The organism is Roseobacter cerffii, assembly GCF_054226325.1.
Genome location: NZ_CM135757.1, coordinates 462,537 through 476,920 on the forward strand (window position 1 = coordinate 462,537; position 14,384 = coordinate 476,920).

Genomic DNA, 14,384 nt, shown 5'->3' on the forward strand with positions numbered 1-14,384 from the left:
GGCGTTCTATCTCAGTCGGTGCACATGTGCGCTTTGCATGAGGCCGAACGCCAGCATCAGAACCAGCATCGCCGAGCCCCCGAAGCTGACCAGCGGCAGCGGCACGCCGACGACAGGCGCGAGGCCCATGACCATCGACATGTTTACGGCGAAAAACAGGAAGAAGTTCAGCGCGATCCCGAGGATCAGTAGCGACGAGAACCTGTCCTTGTTGATCAGCGCCGACCAGATGCAGAAGAGGATGATCAACGCGTAGAGCCCGAGTAGGGAGATGCTGCCCAGGAAACCGAATTCCTCGGCCAGCGTCGTGAAGATGAAATCCGTATGTTTTTCGGGCAGGAAATTGAGCCGCGTTTGCGTGCCCTGCATGAACCCGCGCCCCGTCCACCCGCCGGACCCCAGAGCGATCTTTGATTGGGTAATGTGGTAGCCCGCGCCCAACGGGTCCGTGCTCGGGTCGAGGAACGTGTCGATACGGCGGAATTGGTAGTCTTTGATCAACTGCCATTCCGTCCCGCGGGATCTGAAAACGGCGGTCACTAGACCAATCGCACTGGCGAGAACGGCGGCGAAATAGGCCCAGTGAACACCCGCCAGAAACATCAGCCCGCCACCCGCCGCAAGCAACAGGATCGACGTGCCAAGATCGGGCTGTTTCAGGACAAGAAGGGTTGGGATCATGATGGCGATCAGAGGCAGCAGCACCCAGAACGGGTGTGACGTGCGCTTGGCGGGCAACCAGTCGTAGTAAGCGGCCAGGAACATCACGAGGGTGATTTTCATCAACTCGGAGGGTTGCAGACGCATGAAGCCAAGGTCGATCCAACGCTGCGCGCCCATCCCGACAGTGCCGAAAAGCTCCACCGCCACCAGCAAGGCAATGGTGACCAGATACCCGATGCCAGCGAGCGACCGCCAGAACCAGATGGGCACCATGGCGACGCCGATCATCAGCACGAAACCGACGGCAAAACGTTTCATCTGCGGCTCGGCCCACGGGTTGAACGATCCGCCTGCGACCGAGTAGAGCATCAGGAAGCCGACGCCCGAGACCGATGCCAGCAGGATCGCAACTGGCCAGTTCAGATGCAGGATTTTGCGAAAACCGGTCGGGGCGGTTTTGACCTGATACTCGAGATAGCTCATGCCTGGTCGCGCCCGACAAAGGAGGCCTGGGGTTGCATCCCGCGCAGCCGCTCCTGCTGTTCTTCGATGCGCTCGCGATCCTTGGTGGGGTAGGCCTCAAGCGGTGGCTGCCCGCCATAAAGCGCCTGTAACGTGATGTCCCGCGCGATCGGTGCCGCCGCCTTCGAGCCGCCGCCGCCGTGTTCGACGACAACCGAAACCGCGTATTTCGGCGCGCTGATTGGTGCGAAGTTCACGAAGAGCGCGTGGTCGCGCCGCTCCCACGGCAGGTCCTCGTTGCGGATCACGCCTGCGCGCCGCTCGGCTGCGGTAATGTTGCGGACCTGGCTGGTGCCGGTCTTGCCCGCCATGCGCATCTCATCCTCGATGATCCGCGAGCCATAGGCTGTGCCGCGCCGGTCGTTCACCGTGACATCCATCGCGCGGCGCATCTTGCGCAGATTGTTTTCGTTCATGCCAAGGCTTTCGCCGCCCCGTGAGGGCTGTTCGACGCCATCGATGGATTTGATCAGTCGCGGCTCGACCGCTCGCCCGGTGGCAAGCCGCGCGGTCATCACCGCAAGTTGCATCGGTGAGGCCAGCATGAAGCCCTGACCGATGGAGACGTTCACCGTGTCCCCCACCCGCCAGCTCTGGCCGTAGGTCTGCTGTTTCCACTCCATGTTGGGCGCCAGCCCTTGGGCCACGGCGGACATCGGCACATCGTGCTTGATGCCAAGTCCGAAGCGCTTGGCCATCTCTGAGACCTTTTCGATCCCGACCTTGATCGCGAGATCGTAGTAATACACATCGCAAGAGCGCTTGAGCGACGTCTCCAGGTCGACCCAGCCATGCCCGCCGCGCTTCCAGCAATGGAACCGCCGCCCGGAGACCTCGAGATGCCCCGGGCAATAGACGGTTTCATTGGGCCCAATCAGCCCGGCCTCCAGCGCGGCCATCGCCGTGATCATCTTGAAGGTTGATCCGGGCGGGTAGAGGCCCTGTACGGTCTTGCTCGCCAGCGGCCGGTACTTGTTGTTCGTGAGTGTGCTGTAGTCCTTGACCGAAATGCCGCGGACAAACAGGTTCGGATCGAAGGTCGGCGCCGAGGCGCAGGCGACCACATCACCGGTGTCGCAGTCCAGAACAACCGCGCTGGCGCTCTCCTGGTCGAGCCGCGCCTGCACATAGCCCTGCAGCTTGGCGTCGATGGTGAGCTGGATATCGGAGCCCGGAATGCCTTCGCGACGGTCAAGCTCGCGCATCACCCGGCCCGCTGCGTTCACCTCCACCCGTTTGGCGCCAGCCTTGCCGCGCAACACCGGCTCAAGCTTGGTCTCAACTCCGACCTTGCCGATCTGGAACCGGGGGATGCGCAGGACCGGTTCCGGGTCTGCGATCTTTTCCAGATCATAATCCGACACCGGACCAACATAGCCGAGAACATGCGCAAAATCGGAGCCTTGCGGGTAGACACGGCTGAGGCCGACCTCTGGCGTCACACCGGGCAGGGCGGGTGCGTTCACGGACACGCGGCTGATATCTTCCCACCGAACGTCCTCGGCGATGGTCACGGGCAGGAAGGAGGGCGACCGCGCCAGTTCTTCCTTGGTGCGGGTGATGTCCTCGGGTTCGAGGGGAATGATCCGGCTGAGGCGGTCCAGCACAGCATCGGTGTCGCCCGCATCCTCGCGCACGATGACGATCCGGTAGGATGGGGCATTCTGGGCGAGCCGCATGCCGTTGCGGTCAAAGACCTCGCCGCGCGACGGCGGGATGAGCCGGACGTTGATGCGGTTTTCTTCGGCGAGCAGACGGAACTGATCGGCCTGCTCGACCTGCAGAAACCGCATGCGCGCAGCGAGCCCGCCGATGAAAAGAAGTTGCGCACCCCCCAGCAGAGCAGCGCGCCGGGAAATGCGGCGATGGCTGAAATCGCTCTCGGCGCGTGTCTTCTTCATGCCGGTGCTCCGATTCTACATGCGATCTGCGTCATAGCCTTGCCCCCGCGCCATCCAGATCACCAGGGGCGGCCTTGCGGACGCCCATGAGGCCGTGCGTGGTGGCCACAACCAGCGGATAGAACAGCATTGTCATGACCGCTTCGAAGACCGTCAAGCCGAAGGGTGGCAAATCGACCAGGGTGATGATCAGGATCAGGCGGTACAGCAGCGCAATTCCGGCGATCACGATGCACACGCGCAGCCATTCGCTGGCAAAGCCCGTGTCACGCAAGCCGCGAGCCCGACGCTTCAGGCTCTCGCAGCCGATGAGCGCGACCATGGCCCAGAGCCCAGGAGGCCGTTGCAACAGAAGATCGGCCAGCAGAAACAGCAGGGCCAGGGCCAGCATCGGAACATACTCCGGGCGGCGCATAGACCAGGCGCAGGCAAAGGCCAGCAGAAGGTCGGGCCCCACCCAGCGGCGCGGCGTGGTTTCGAGCGGCAGCAGGTGGAAGAAGAGGATCACGCAGACCAGCAGGGCGAACCCGATCCGCATCGTCCAGAGGCGCGTTTGCGGCAACTCGCTCATTGGCTGAGCTCCTCCCGCGCGATGACGGGTTGTTGTGGTAGCTGGGGGCCAATGATCTCGGGGGTGTCAGACACCGGCTGTGTGCCGTGGTGGCGCAACACGCGCAGGAATTCGAGCCGCTGATAGTCTGCCGAGAGGCGCACGCGCAGCTTGCCGCCGGGGTCGAGGGCGACCTGGCCGATCAGCAGCCCCGGAGGGAACACACCGCCGTCGCCAGAGCTGATCACACGGTCGCCCGGACGCACCTGATCGCTGTCTTCCAGAAACTCGATGGGCGGGGCAGAGGAGTTGTCGCCCGCTACGATGACACGCTGGCCCGAGGGCTGGATCACGGCGGGAATGCGGCTAGAGGCATCGGTGAGCAGGATGACCCGCGCGGTGTTCTCGCCTACGCCCGAAATCCGCCCGACGACGCCGATCCCGTCCATGGTGGCCCAGCCATCGACCACACCATCGCGCGCGCCGACATTCAGCAGAACGGATTGCCGGAACGGCGAGCCACTGTCGGCGAGCACGACACCGGTGATATAGGTCAGCCGTGGATCGAGCCGGACCTTGTTCAGATCAAGCAGCCGTGCGTTTTCCTGTTCCAGCTGCAGCGCGGCTTCCTTCCACGCCTGCATGCGGCGCAGCTCCGAGCGCAACTCGCTGTTTTGCTCGGCAAGCCGTTGATAGCTCTGGAAGTTCTTCAGCAGGTTGATCGTGCCGGTGACCGGCGCCATCGCCCAGTCGAGGCTGGGCACGAACTTGTCCGTCACCTGCGCGCGGAACCGCTCGACCCGCGGGCTGTCGATCCGCCAGACAAGGAACACGGCAAAGAGGCACAGGACGATCACGCTCAGCAACAGCCGGCGTACCGGGCCGGTGTATTCGCTGCTGCTTGGTCGGTCCTTGGCCATATCTCGGCGGTCTCCTGCCCCGTCACAGGCAGGGCAGACCTGCCACTGAGCGGGGAGTTATGGTCGGGTGCGCTTAGCTGTCGTAGTCGATGGCGTGGCGCAGTTGTTTCTCGTATTCCAGTGCCTTACCGGTGCCGAGTGCCACACAGTTGAGCGACTCGTCTGCGATAGACACCGCGAGGCCCGTCTGTTCGCGCAGGGCAAGGTCCAGATCGCCTAGCAGCGCTCCGCCGCCGGTGAGCATCACGCCCCGATCAACGATGTCGGCGGCGAGATCCGGCGGTGTGGTCTCGAGCGCGGTCATCACCGCTTCGCAAATCTGTTGTACAGGCTCGGCCAGCGCTTCGGCAATCTGTGCCTGGGTGACTTCGATCTCTTTGGGCACCCCGTTCAGCAGGTCGCGCCCGCGGATCTGCATAGACGTGCCGCGCCCATCATCCGGCATCCGCGCGGTGCCGATGGAGGTTTTGACGCGCTCCGCCGTGGTCTCACCCACCAGCAGGTTTTGCTGGCGGCGCAGGTAGCTGATGATCGCCTCGTCCATGCGGTCGCCGCCGACGCGCACGGAGCGAGCATAGACGATGTCGCCAAGGCTCAGAACCGCCACCTCGGTGGTGCCACCGCCTATGTCGACGACCATGTTGCCCGTCGGGTCGGTGATCGGCATGCCAGCCCCGATGGCAGCCGCAATTGGTTCAGCGATCAGACCTGCGCGACGGGCGCCCGCGCTCAGCACCGACTGGCGGATCGCGCGTTTTTCAACTGGTGTCGCGCCGTGTGGCACACAGACGATGATTTTGGGCTTCGAGAAGGTCGAGCGCTTGTGCACCTTGCGAATGAAATGTTTGATCATCTCTTCGGCGGTGTCGAAATCGGCGATCACCCCTTCGCGCATGGGCCGGATCGCCTCGATGCTGCCGGGGGTGCGGCCCAGCATCAGCTTGGCATCTTCGCCCACCGCGAGCACCTTCTTTACCCCGTCCTTCACGTGGTAGGCGACCACCGAAGGCTCGGACAGGATCACGCCGCGCCCCTTGACGTAAACCAGCGTGTTGGCGGTGCCGAGATCGATGGCCATGTCGGATGAAAACAGCCCGCGAATTTTGTCAAACATTCTGTTGATACCTTGCCCGAAATTTTCTTGGCCCGCGCTTTCAGAAAGGCGGGCTTTCCTCCCTTATAGGCTTAGGCGCTAAAGGGTGAAAGGGGCGTTAACGATGATGCGGGCGACGTATTGCTTTTGACAATGAGGTGTGCCTTGCACAACACCATTCTCGCAATGTGCCACAAAACCGCCGCGATAGCGCCGCAGAACCGCCGTGGTCTCCGGACGAATACACCTATAAGGCGATCTTGCCCAGAGACGGAAAACGGCGTTTTGGGCCGGTCCAGAAGCCATTTTTGCGTCTGCCGTTCTGGCGCCGTTCCGGAGCGTCCCGACATCACCGAGACGCTCCGGAGCCGCGTTGGTCAGCTCACATCCTTGTAGCTGATCTCGCGCTTGTCTGAACCGCTCTTCTCGCGCCGCACCAGCAGACGGTTCAGGGCGTGGATATAGGCCAGCGCTGATGCGACCACCGTGTCGGTGTTGGCCGACTGGCCGGTCACGATGCGCCCGTCTTCTTCCATTCGCACCGAGACCGTGGCCTGCGCGTCGGTGCCCTCGGTCACGGCGTGCACCTGATAAAGCTGCAGCCGCGCGGTGTGCGGCACCAGCGCCTTGATCGCGTTGAAGGAGGCATCGACGGGGCCATCGCCCGTCTGCGTGGTGGATTTCTCCTCGCCGTCGATTTCCATCACAAGATCAGCCTGTTGCGGGCCATCGGTGCCGCAGACGACCTTGAGCGACTTGAGCTGCAGCCGGTCATTCTCGGGATCGGTCGAGGTGCGCATCAGCGCGATGAGATCGTCGTCGTAGATTTCCTTCTTGCGGTCGGCCAGTTCTTTGAAGCGCACGAAGACGTCCTTGAGCTGGTTGTCGCCCAGCTCGAACCCGAGGTCTTCCAGTTTCGACCGCAAGGCCGCGCGGCCCGAATGCTTGCCCATGACCAAGTTGGTCTCGGACAGGCCCACATCCTCGGGGCGCATGATCTCAAAAGTTTCGGCGTTCTTGAGCATCCCGTCCTGGTGGATGCCGCTTTCATGCGCGAAGGCGTTTTTGCCCACGATGGCTTTGTTGAACTGCACGGGGAAGCCCGAGACCGTCGCGACCCGGCGCGAGATGTTCATGATCTTGGTCGCATCGATACCGGTCTGGAAGGGCATGATGTCATTGCGCACCTTCAGCGCCATGACGACCTCTTCCAGCGCGGTGTTGCCTGCACGCTCGCCCAAGCCATTGATTGTACACTCGATTTGACGCGCACCGGCTTCGACGGCGGCGAGGCTGTTGGCCGTCGCCATGCCCAGATCGTTGTGGCAATGGGTGGCAAAGGTGATCTCGTCGGCGCCTGGCACGCGGTTGATCAGCATCGCAATCAGCTCCGCCGACTCGCGGGGCGCGGTGTAGCCCACCGTATCGGGGATGTTGATCGTCGTGGCGCCGCATTTGATGGCGATTTCAACGACCCGGCAGAGGTAATCCTCCTCCGTGCGCGTCGCATCCATAGGCGACCACTGCACGTTGTCGCAGAGGTTGCGGGCATGGGTGACCGTCTGTTCGATCCGCTCCGCCATCTGGTCCTTGTCGAGGTTCGGGATCGCGCGATGCAAGGGGGACGTGCCGATAAACGTATGAATCCGCGGGGCTTTCGCGTGTTGCACCGCTTCCCAGCAGCGGTCGATGTCGCCGATCTGGGCGCGCGCCAGCCCACAGATCACAGAGTTCTGGGTCTGCCGCGCGATCTCGCTCACCGCGGCGAAGTCACCTTCGGAGGCGATCGGGAAGCCGGCTTCGATGATGTCGACGCCCATCTCGTCGAGCAGCCCCGCGATCTCGAGCTTTTCGGCGTGGGTCATGGTTGCGCCCGGGCTCTGCTCGCCGTCGCGCAAGGTGGTGTCAAAAATCAGGACGCGGTCCTGTTTCGCTTTGTCTGTCATGTCTGGTTCTTTCGATGTCTGCTGTTGTCCTTGGCGCGCGGCACGGGTCCCTCTGAGCGGGCGCGCCGAAGGGCACGCTCAGAGGCGAGTTAGCAGCAGCAGAGCGGCGGCTGGGCGCAAGGAATAGCGCGGGCATATGATATGCGACACAGGTGCCATGCGCGTAGTTATACGCAGGCTGACGCAAATGGGAAGGTGATTTTTTGGCCCGAGGCCAGTGCGGCGACTGCGACCTTTGAGCCGCGCGGGGTTGAAGCCGCAGACCGCCCGCCTAGGTCGCCGCGGATGAAAAGAGTATTGATCATAGGGGCTTCGGGCGGGATCGGGCAGGCCATGGTTTCCGCCTGCCGGGCGCGTGGCGACGATGTGACGGCACTGTCCCGCTCGCACGATGGGTTCGAGATCACCGATGAGGCCTCGGTCGCGGGTCACCTTGAGGGGCTTGAGGGATCGTTTGATCTGGTGCTGGTGGCCACCGGCGCGCTGGAGATCAACGGCGCGGCGCCGGAGAAGTCGATCAAGGCCGTAACCGCACAGGCCATGATGGATCAGTTCGCGGTCAACGCGCTGGGGCCTGCGATGGTGCTGCGCCATGCCGCCGAGCTGTTGCCGCGGGATCGGCCCGCAGTGATGGCCGTGCTGTCGGCGCGCGTGGGCTCGATTGGCGACAACCGGATCGGCGGGTGGATCAGCTACCGCAGTGCGAAGGCAGCGGTGAACCAGATCGTGCACACGACGTCGATTGAACTGAGCCGGACGCACAAGCAGTCGGTCTGTGTGGCGCTGCATCCGGGCACGGTGGCAACACCCTTTACGGAGAAGTATCTGGGACGGCATCCGTCGGTGCCGCCGGAGGAGGCCGCGCAGAATTTGTTGAACGTGATCAGCGGGTTGACGCCTGATCAGACGGGCCAGTTTTTCGACTGGGCCGGGAAGGCGGTGCCCTGGTGAGCCGGTTGCTTCTGGTGCTGGGCGACCAGCTGAGCGTGGGGCTGAGTGCGCTGCGCGAGGCGGACCCTGACAGCGATGTCGTGGTGATGGCCGAGGTCGCGGAAGAGACGGACTATGTGCGGCATCATCCGAAGAAGATCGCGCTGATCTTCGCGGCGATGCGCAAGTTTGCGGCGCGGCTGAGAGACGACGGCTGGGACGTGCGCTATGCGCAGCTGGACGACACGCAGAATGCGGGCTCGATTGTCGGCGAGTTGCTGCGACGGGCGGAGGAGACGGGCGCCTCGGAGGTGCTGGTCACGGAGCCCGGAGAGTGGCGGTTGATCGACAAGCTGAAGCACGCGCCGATCACCACGCATATCCTGCCTGACGACCGATTTATTGCGTCACATCAGGAGTTTGAGGCTTGGGCCGACGGGCGCAAGGCGCTGCGGATGGAGTATTTCTATCGCGAGATGCGGCGCAAGACGGGGCTGTTGATGGATGGCTCGGACCCGGTGGGGGGCAAGTGGAACTTCGACCATGAGAACCGCAAGCCCGCACCGGGTGAAGTCGACTTCAACGGGCCGATGCAGTTCAGCCCGGATGAGACCGTCGAGGACGTGCTGGCGCTGGTTGAGGCGCGGTTCGGCAACCACTTCGGTGACCTGAACCCCTTCTGGTTTGCGACCACGGAAGGTGAGGCGCGGCGGGCGCTTTCGCATTTTATTTCAAAGGCTTTGCCGAAGTTCGGTGACTATCAGGATGCGATGCTGGCGGACAATCGGTTCCTCTATCACGCGGTGATCTCGGCCTATATCAACATCGGGCTGCTGGACCCGCTGGAGGTCTGCGAAAAGGTGGCCGAGGCCTATGCGGCGGGAGATGTGCCGATCAATGCCGCCGAAGGATTCATCCGCCAGATCATCGGCTGGCGCGAGTACATGCGGGGCATCTATTTCCTGAAAGGCCCGGACTATGTGACGGGCAATGCGCTGGGGCATTCCCGTGACCTGCCCGAGCTCTACTGGGGCGGTGAGACCAAGATGCGGTGCCTGTCGAAGGCGGTGGAGCAGACGGCGGCAGAGGCCTATGCGCACCACATCCAACGCCTTATGATCACAGGGAATTTCGCGCTCCTGGCGGGGATTGATCCGCACCAGGTGCACGAGTGGTATCTGGCGGTTTACATGGATGCCTTCGAGTGGGTCGAGGCGCCGAATACAGTGGGGATGAGCCAGTTTGCCGACGGCGGGGTGATTGCCTCGAAACCCTATGTGTCGAGCGGCGCCTACATCAACCGGATGTCGGATTACTGCAAGGGGTGCGCCTATTCGGTCAACACCAAGACGGGGGAGGGCGCCTGCCCGTTCAACCTGCTCTACTGGCACTTCCTCGACCGGCATCGGGACCGGTTCAAGGACAATGCGCGCATGGGGAACATGTACCGGACCTGGGACCGGATGGATGCGGACCGGCGCGCGACGGTGATCGCGGAGGCGGACGATTTCCTGCGGCGGTTGGAGGCGGGCGAAAAGGTCTGAAGGCAGCGCGCGCCTGCATTTTCGTCCGAGACGCCGAATCGGGGGTTAATCCTTTCGTTTCATGGCAAAACCGACGTCGGTATCACGTCGGTATTTTGTCGGTATTGCGTCGGTGCGGATGTCGGTGCCTGCCCGGGTTAACAGGGCGGCCTTTACTTTTGGACGTCGGGCCGGCGCTGGGCTGCGCCCTCGCCCCGCCCACCGTCCCGCATTGGCACCCAAAGGGGCGCCACCGGCACCCCGCATCCGGGTGGGGTGGTGGGGTGCCGGGGCCCACCCGCGGCCATGCACGGGAGCGGGTTCTATCAGGTATGTCGTGGAGCCCGGCGGCGCAGGAGGGCGACGGCGCCGAACCCGGCCAGCAGAAGCGGCAGGGAGGCGGGCAGCGGGACAGCGGTCACGGACGGCGGATGGGAGAGCCCGAGCGCGCTGAGCGTCCCGCTGTCGGGGCCGCCGAGGCTGTGCGTCAGGGTGTAGGTCTCTCCGGCGAGAAAGACCGGGATGGTGCCCATGTCGAAGGCAAAGGTCGCATCCGACCCGAAGCTGTTCGGCCCCGACGTTCCATTGACCCCGCTGATCTGGAACGGGCTGCTGCCCCGGCTGGATCCGACGCTGTAGGTCTCGATGATCGTATCGATGTTGAAGACCAGTTCGACGCTGGGGAGTGTGCCGACAACCAAACGCGAAAAGATGACCCCATTGGACAACACAGTGGCAGGCCTGGGCCCGAGCGGCTGGACGTTCTGGAAGGTCAGGGAAAACTCTCCGGCGCTGACGGTATCGCCGTTGTTGACGATCCCATCTGCAAAGGCGGGCGCGTTGGTTGTGAGGTCCAGCGTGACCGTGGCGGCCTGTGCGGGCAGGGCGAGGATCGCAAGCGCGCAGAGACCAGCGATGTTCAGACGCGTCATCATGGGGGTCTTCCTTTCGTTTCAGGGGGCGGTGCCGTCCTGTGAGGCCGGGTGTCGGCGGCGCAGGAGGGCGATGGCGCCGAAACCGGCCAGCAGAAGCGGCAGGGAGGCGGGCAGCGGGACAGCGGTCACGGACGGCGGATGCGAGAGGCCAAGTGCGTTGAGTTCTGCCAAGCTGGCCCCGGTCACCGTATGTGTCAGGGTGTATGTCTCTCCGGCGCGGAAGACCGGGATGGTGCCCATGTCGAAGGTGTTTGCTCCCGTTTTCTGCAAGCTGTTGCTGCCGGAGGTGCCGTTGCGCCCGGTGATCTGGAACGTACCAGGATCGGTAACTCCGATACCATAGGTCTCGATAACGGTGTCGATGTTGAAGGTCAGATCAACGCTGGCAAGATCGCCGGTGATGCGGCCTAGGATTATGCTGCCGCCCACCAACAAAGCTTCATCCCTTCCGTTGGCGTCAATATTCTGAAAGGTGAGCGAAAAGGGCCCGTCGCTCACAGTGTCGCCGTTGTTGAGAGACCTGTCTGCGAAATCAGGTGCGTTTTCCGTCAGGTCCAGCGTGACAGTGGCGGCCTGCGCGGGAAGGACGGTGATGGCGAAGGCGCAGAATAGGGCGGTGATCAGTTGTTTCATTGCGGGGTCCTTTCCGATGGATCAGGATGGGTTGCCGTGTTTTGCGGCGGGTCTGCGTCGGCGCAGGAGGGCGACGGCGCCGACACCCGCCAGCAGGAGCGGCAGGGAGGCGGGCAGCGGCACCACCGCCGGCGGGCTGGAGACTTGCAAGCTGCGGAGCATCGCGACATCACGCGATCCTCTGATGGTGTGCGTCAGGGTATAGGTTTCACCGGCCAGAAAGACCGGGATCGTGCCCATGTCGAACGTGGATACCCCGGTTTTCCCGAAGTCATTCCGGCCGGACGTGCCATTGACCCCGCTGATCTGAAAGATATCGCCGGTGGCATTGGAGTATCCGAGGTCATAGCTGTGGATGATTGTATCGGTGTTGAAGGTCAGGCCGACGCTGATGATCCCGAAGGCATGCCACTCGCCGAAAATTGTCCCAATTGGGAGAGCAAGGCCGCGTGTTGCATCCTGTGCAACGACGGATTGGAATGTCAGCGTAAAGCCCCCCGCGCTGGTGGTTGTGCCGTCCGTAAGTATTTGGTTTCCCAAGGTGGGAACGTCCGCGTGCAGACCGAGGGTGACGGTGGCGGCCTTTGCGGGCAGGGCGAGGGCGGTAAGAGCGCAGAAGAGCGCGATCTGGAGGAGTTTCATCGGTGAATCCCTTTGTGAGATGTCGAGGTGCGGCGCTGTGATCAGCGCGCCACGGAGGTCCGGCGGCGCAGGAGGGCGACGGCGCCGAACCCTGCGAGCAGCAGTGGCAGGGAGGCGGGCAGGGGGACCGCGGTCACGGACGGCGGATGCGAGAGGCCAAGTGCGTCGAGGTATCCCCTGTCTGTATCGTGGGTCAGGGTATAGGTTTCACCCGCCAGAAAGACCGGGATCGTGCCCATGTCGAAAGTGTTTGCGGTGCCCGAGGCGAAGCTGTTTACGCCTGAGGTGCCGTTGGGCCCGGTGATCTGAAACGTACCATTGCCTCTGTCTCCGCTGCCATAGGTTTCGATAACGGTGTCGATGTTGAAGACCAGATCGACGCGGGTAAAGCTTATGCTGCTTCTGGCAAAGAACACTCCATCTGTATCTACCCAAGTCCAGTTGGATCCATTGGCGACAAGATTCTGAAAGGTGAGCGAAAACGGTCCGTTGCTCACGGTGTCGCCGTTGTTGAGAAGACTGTCGGAGAACGCCGGTGCGTTGCGTGTCAGGTCCAGTGTGACCGTGGCGGCCTGCGCGGGCAGTGCGATGGCGGTCAGCGCGCAGAAGAGCGCGGTGTGCAAGAGTTTCATACTATCCCCAATTCATAAAAGTATACCTCCGTTCTGTTCAGCATCCCGGGGGGGCTTTGGGGAAGAGTGGGCGGTGCTTTTGTCCCGGATGCGTCGAGATTTGTCCGAAATGGCATGGGAGGCACCGGCGGGACGGCGCTGGGCTGCGCCCTCGCCCCGCCCGCCGTCCCGTGAAACGGGCGATGCAGCCCGCGTCGGCGCGCCTCGGTTGGTCCAGAGGCCGCCATCCCTGTTTATTTTGACGGCTGCGCCTCAGCTGCCTAAGATGCCCGATATTTGAATGCTGCCGACACCATGTCTGATCGTAAGCCACCCTATGATCCCGGTTCCGAACCCGTTGCCCTTGCGGCGCCAGCGGTGTTGCCTGCCGAGACCGAGGAGTTCCGTCTTGCCCTGCCGGTGGGGCTGGGCGCGGTGCTCGCCGCATCGGCGTCGCTGATCACCTGTTACTCGGGTATTCTGGCCAGCTATGTGGTGGGGACGCAGGCGTTCATGATCAATCCGCATGTGCAGGCGGTTCTGATGTGGGGGCTGGCGCTGTGTGCGGTGCTGTTTCTGTGGCGAGACCGGCGGCGCCATTGGAACGCGGCCCCGCTGGCCACCGGTGCGCTGGCGGCGGCGACGCTGATCGTGACGCTCTATTTCGGCTATGACGAGCGGGTGGAGGCGCTGGCCTATGTGCTGCTGGTGGTGGGCGCGCTGCTCAACCAGGTGCTGCTCTTGAACACGCTGAACCGCAAGGTGCGCGAACAGGCCCAGCAGATCGACGCGTTCAACCAGCATCTGACGCATCAGGTGCGGCGGCAGGAGCATGAGATCGACCGTCTGGGGCGGCTGAAGCAGTTCCTGGCGCCGCAGGTGGCCGAGCTGGTCGTGGCCGAGGGCAATGAGGCGCTGCTCGACACGCACCGGCGCTATATCGCGTGCCTTTTCTGCGATATCCGGAACTTTACCGCCGTCTCCGAGGCGATCGAGCCTGAGGACGTGATCGCCATTCTACAGCAGTTTCATGACCAGGTTGGCGCGCTGGTGGACAAACATGGGGGCAGCATCGGGTACCGGGCGGGCGATGGGCTGATGGTGTTCTTCAACGATCCGATCCCGCGGGAGCAGCCGGTGCTGGAGGCGGTGCGGCTGGCGCTGGAGATCCGATCCGCCTTTGAGGAGATCCGCGCGCCCTGGAGCAAGCTTGGCCATGCCATTGGGTTGGGTATGGGCGTTTCGAGCGGATATGCGACGCTGGGGCTGGTGGGGTTTCACGGACGGGCCGACTATACGGCCATCGGTGGCGTGGTGAACACGGCGGCGCGGCTCTGCGATATGGCCGAGGACCGGGAGCTTCTGATCAGCCACCGGGCGCAGATCGATGTCGACGGGGCCGTGGAGGCCGAGCCTCTGGGGCATGTCGAACTCAAGGGGCTGGCCAACCCCGTCGAGATTCACCGGGTGATGGGCTTGAGCAAAGAGGCGCTGTCTGATGACCGCTAGGACGGA

13 protein-coding genes are annotated in these 14,384 nt (G+C 63.3%); 3 read left to right on the forward strand and 10 right to left on the reverse strand.

Annotated elements, in window-relative coordinates; genetic code table 11:
* Positions 1-6: 6 nt before the first annotated feature.
* The 6 genes from rodA to ACVC7O_RS02260 all read right to left on the reverse strand — a co-directional run bounded on the left by rodA (position 7) and on the right by ACVC7O_RS02260 (position 7,595).
* Positions 7-1,146, reverse strand: coding sequence for a rod shape-determining protein RodA (gene rodA / locus ACVC7O_RS02235; RefSeq protein WP_458324485.1), 1,140 nt, complete (start codon positions 1,144-1,146; stop codon positions 7-9).
* Positions 1,143-3,086 (reverse strand): penicillin-binding protein 2, encoded by a 1,944-nt coding sequence (gene mrdA / locus ACVC7O_RS02240; protein ID WP_458324486.1) that lies wholly within the window; start codon positions 3,084-3,086, stop codon positions 1,143-1,145. Before mrdA ends, rodA begins: the two co-directional genes overlap by 4 nt.
* A gap of 31 nt (positions 3,087-3,117) precedes the next feature.
* The gene (locus tag ACVC7O_RS02245; RefSeq protein ID WP_458324487.1) at positions 3,118-3,657 is read right to left on the reverse strand and encodes a rod shape-determining protein MreD; all 540 of its coding nucleotides are present in this window, start codon (positions 3,655-3,657) and stop codon (positions 3,118-3,120) included.
* Complete coding sequence (gene mreC, locus ACVC7O_RS02250; RefSeq protein ID WP_458324488.1) at positions 3,654-4,556, reverse strand: rod shape-determining protein MreC; 903 nt, start codon at positions 4,554-4,556, stop codon at positions 3,654-3,656. The genes ACVC7O_RS02245 and mreC overlap by 4 nt, the downstream gene beginning before the upstream one ends.
* 73 nt (positions 4,557-4,629) lie before the next feature.
* Positions 4,630-5,670 carry a rod shape-determining protein gene (locus tag ACVC7O_RS02255; RefSeq protein ID WP_195819615.1) on the reverse strand — a complete coding sequence of 347 codons (1,041 nt, stop codon included), beginning with the start codon at positions 5,668-5,670 and terminating at the stop codon, positions 4,630-4,632.
* Between the two features lie 356 nt (positions 5,671-6,026).
* Complete coding sequence (locus ACVC7O_RS02260; protein WP_458324489.1) at positions 6,027-7,595, reverse strand: 2-isopropylmalate synthase; 1,569 nt, start codon at positions 7,593-7,595, stop codon at positions 6,027-6,029.
* Positions 7,596-7,880: 285 nt separating this feature from the next.
* Between ACVC7O_RS02260 and ACVC7O_RS02265 the strand changes: the two genes are divergently transcribed.
* Both ACVC7O_RS02265 and ACVC7O_RS02270 read left to right on the forward strand, forming a co-directional pair.
* The gene (locus ACVC7O_RS02265; RefSeq protein ID WP_458324490.1) at positions 7,881-8,546 is read left to right on the forward strand and encodes an SDR family NAD(P)-dependent oxidoreductase; all 666 of its coding nucleotides are present in this window, start codon (positions 7,881-7,883) and stop codon (positions 8,544-8,546) included.
* Complete coding sequence (locus ACVC7O_RS02270; protein WP_458326019.1) at positions 8,540-10,069, forward strand: cryptochrome/photolyase family protein; 1,530 nt, start codon at positions 8,540-8,542, stop codon at positions 10,067-10,069. The genes ACVC7O_RS02265 and ACVC7O_RS02270 overlap by 7 nt, the downstream gene beginning before the upstream one ends.
* Before the next feature lie 305 nt (positions 10,070-10,374).
* Here the strand turns inward: ACVC7O_RS02270 and ACVC7O_RS02275 are convergent, their stop codons facing one another.
* The 4 genes from ACVC7O_RS02275 to ACVC7O_RS02290 are packed head-to-tail and all read right to left on the reverse strand — an operon-like array spanning position 10,375 to position 12,890.
* Complete coding sequence (locus ACVC7O_RS02275) at positions 10,375-10,983, reverse strand: VPLPA-CTERM sorting domain-containing protein (RefSeq protein ID WP_458324491.1); 609 nt, start codon at positions 10,981-10,983, stop codon at positions 10,375-10,377.
* An 18-nt stretch (positions 10,984-11,001) separates the two neighbouring features.
* Complete coding sequence (locus ACVC7O_RS02280) at positions 11,002-11,616, reverse strand: VPLPA-CTERM sorting domain-containing protein (protein WP_458324492.1); 615 nt, start codon at positions 11,614-11,616, stop codon at positions 11,002-11,004.
* 21 nt (positions 11,617-11,637) lie between these two features.
* Complete coding sequence (locus ACVC7O_RS02285; RefSeq protein ID WP_458324493.1) at positions 11,638-12,258, reverse strand: VPLPA-CTERM sorting domain-containing protein; 621 nt, start codon at positions 12,256-12,258, stop codon at positions 11,638-11,640.
* Between the two features lie 41 nt (positions 12,259-12,299).
* Entirely contained in the window at positions 12,300-12,890 is a 591-nt protein-coding gene (locus tag ACVC7O_RS02290; RefSeq protein WP_458324494.1) for a VPLPA-CTERM sorting domain-containing protein, read from the reverse strand.
* 294 nt (positions 12,891-13,184) lie between these two features.
* Between ACVC7O_RS02290 and ACVC7O_RS02295 the strand changes: the two genes are divergently transcribed.
* Positions 13,185-14,378, forward strand: coding sequence for an adenylate/guanylate cyclase domain-containing protein (locus ACVC7O_RS02295; protein WP_458324495.1), 1,194 nt, complete (start codon positions 13,185-13,187; stop codon positions 14,376-14,378).
* The last annotated feature ends 6 nt before the right edge of the window (positions 14,379-14,384 follow it).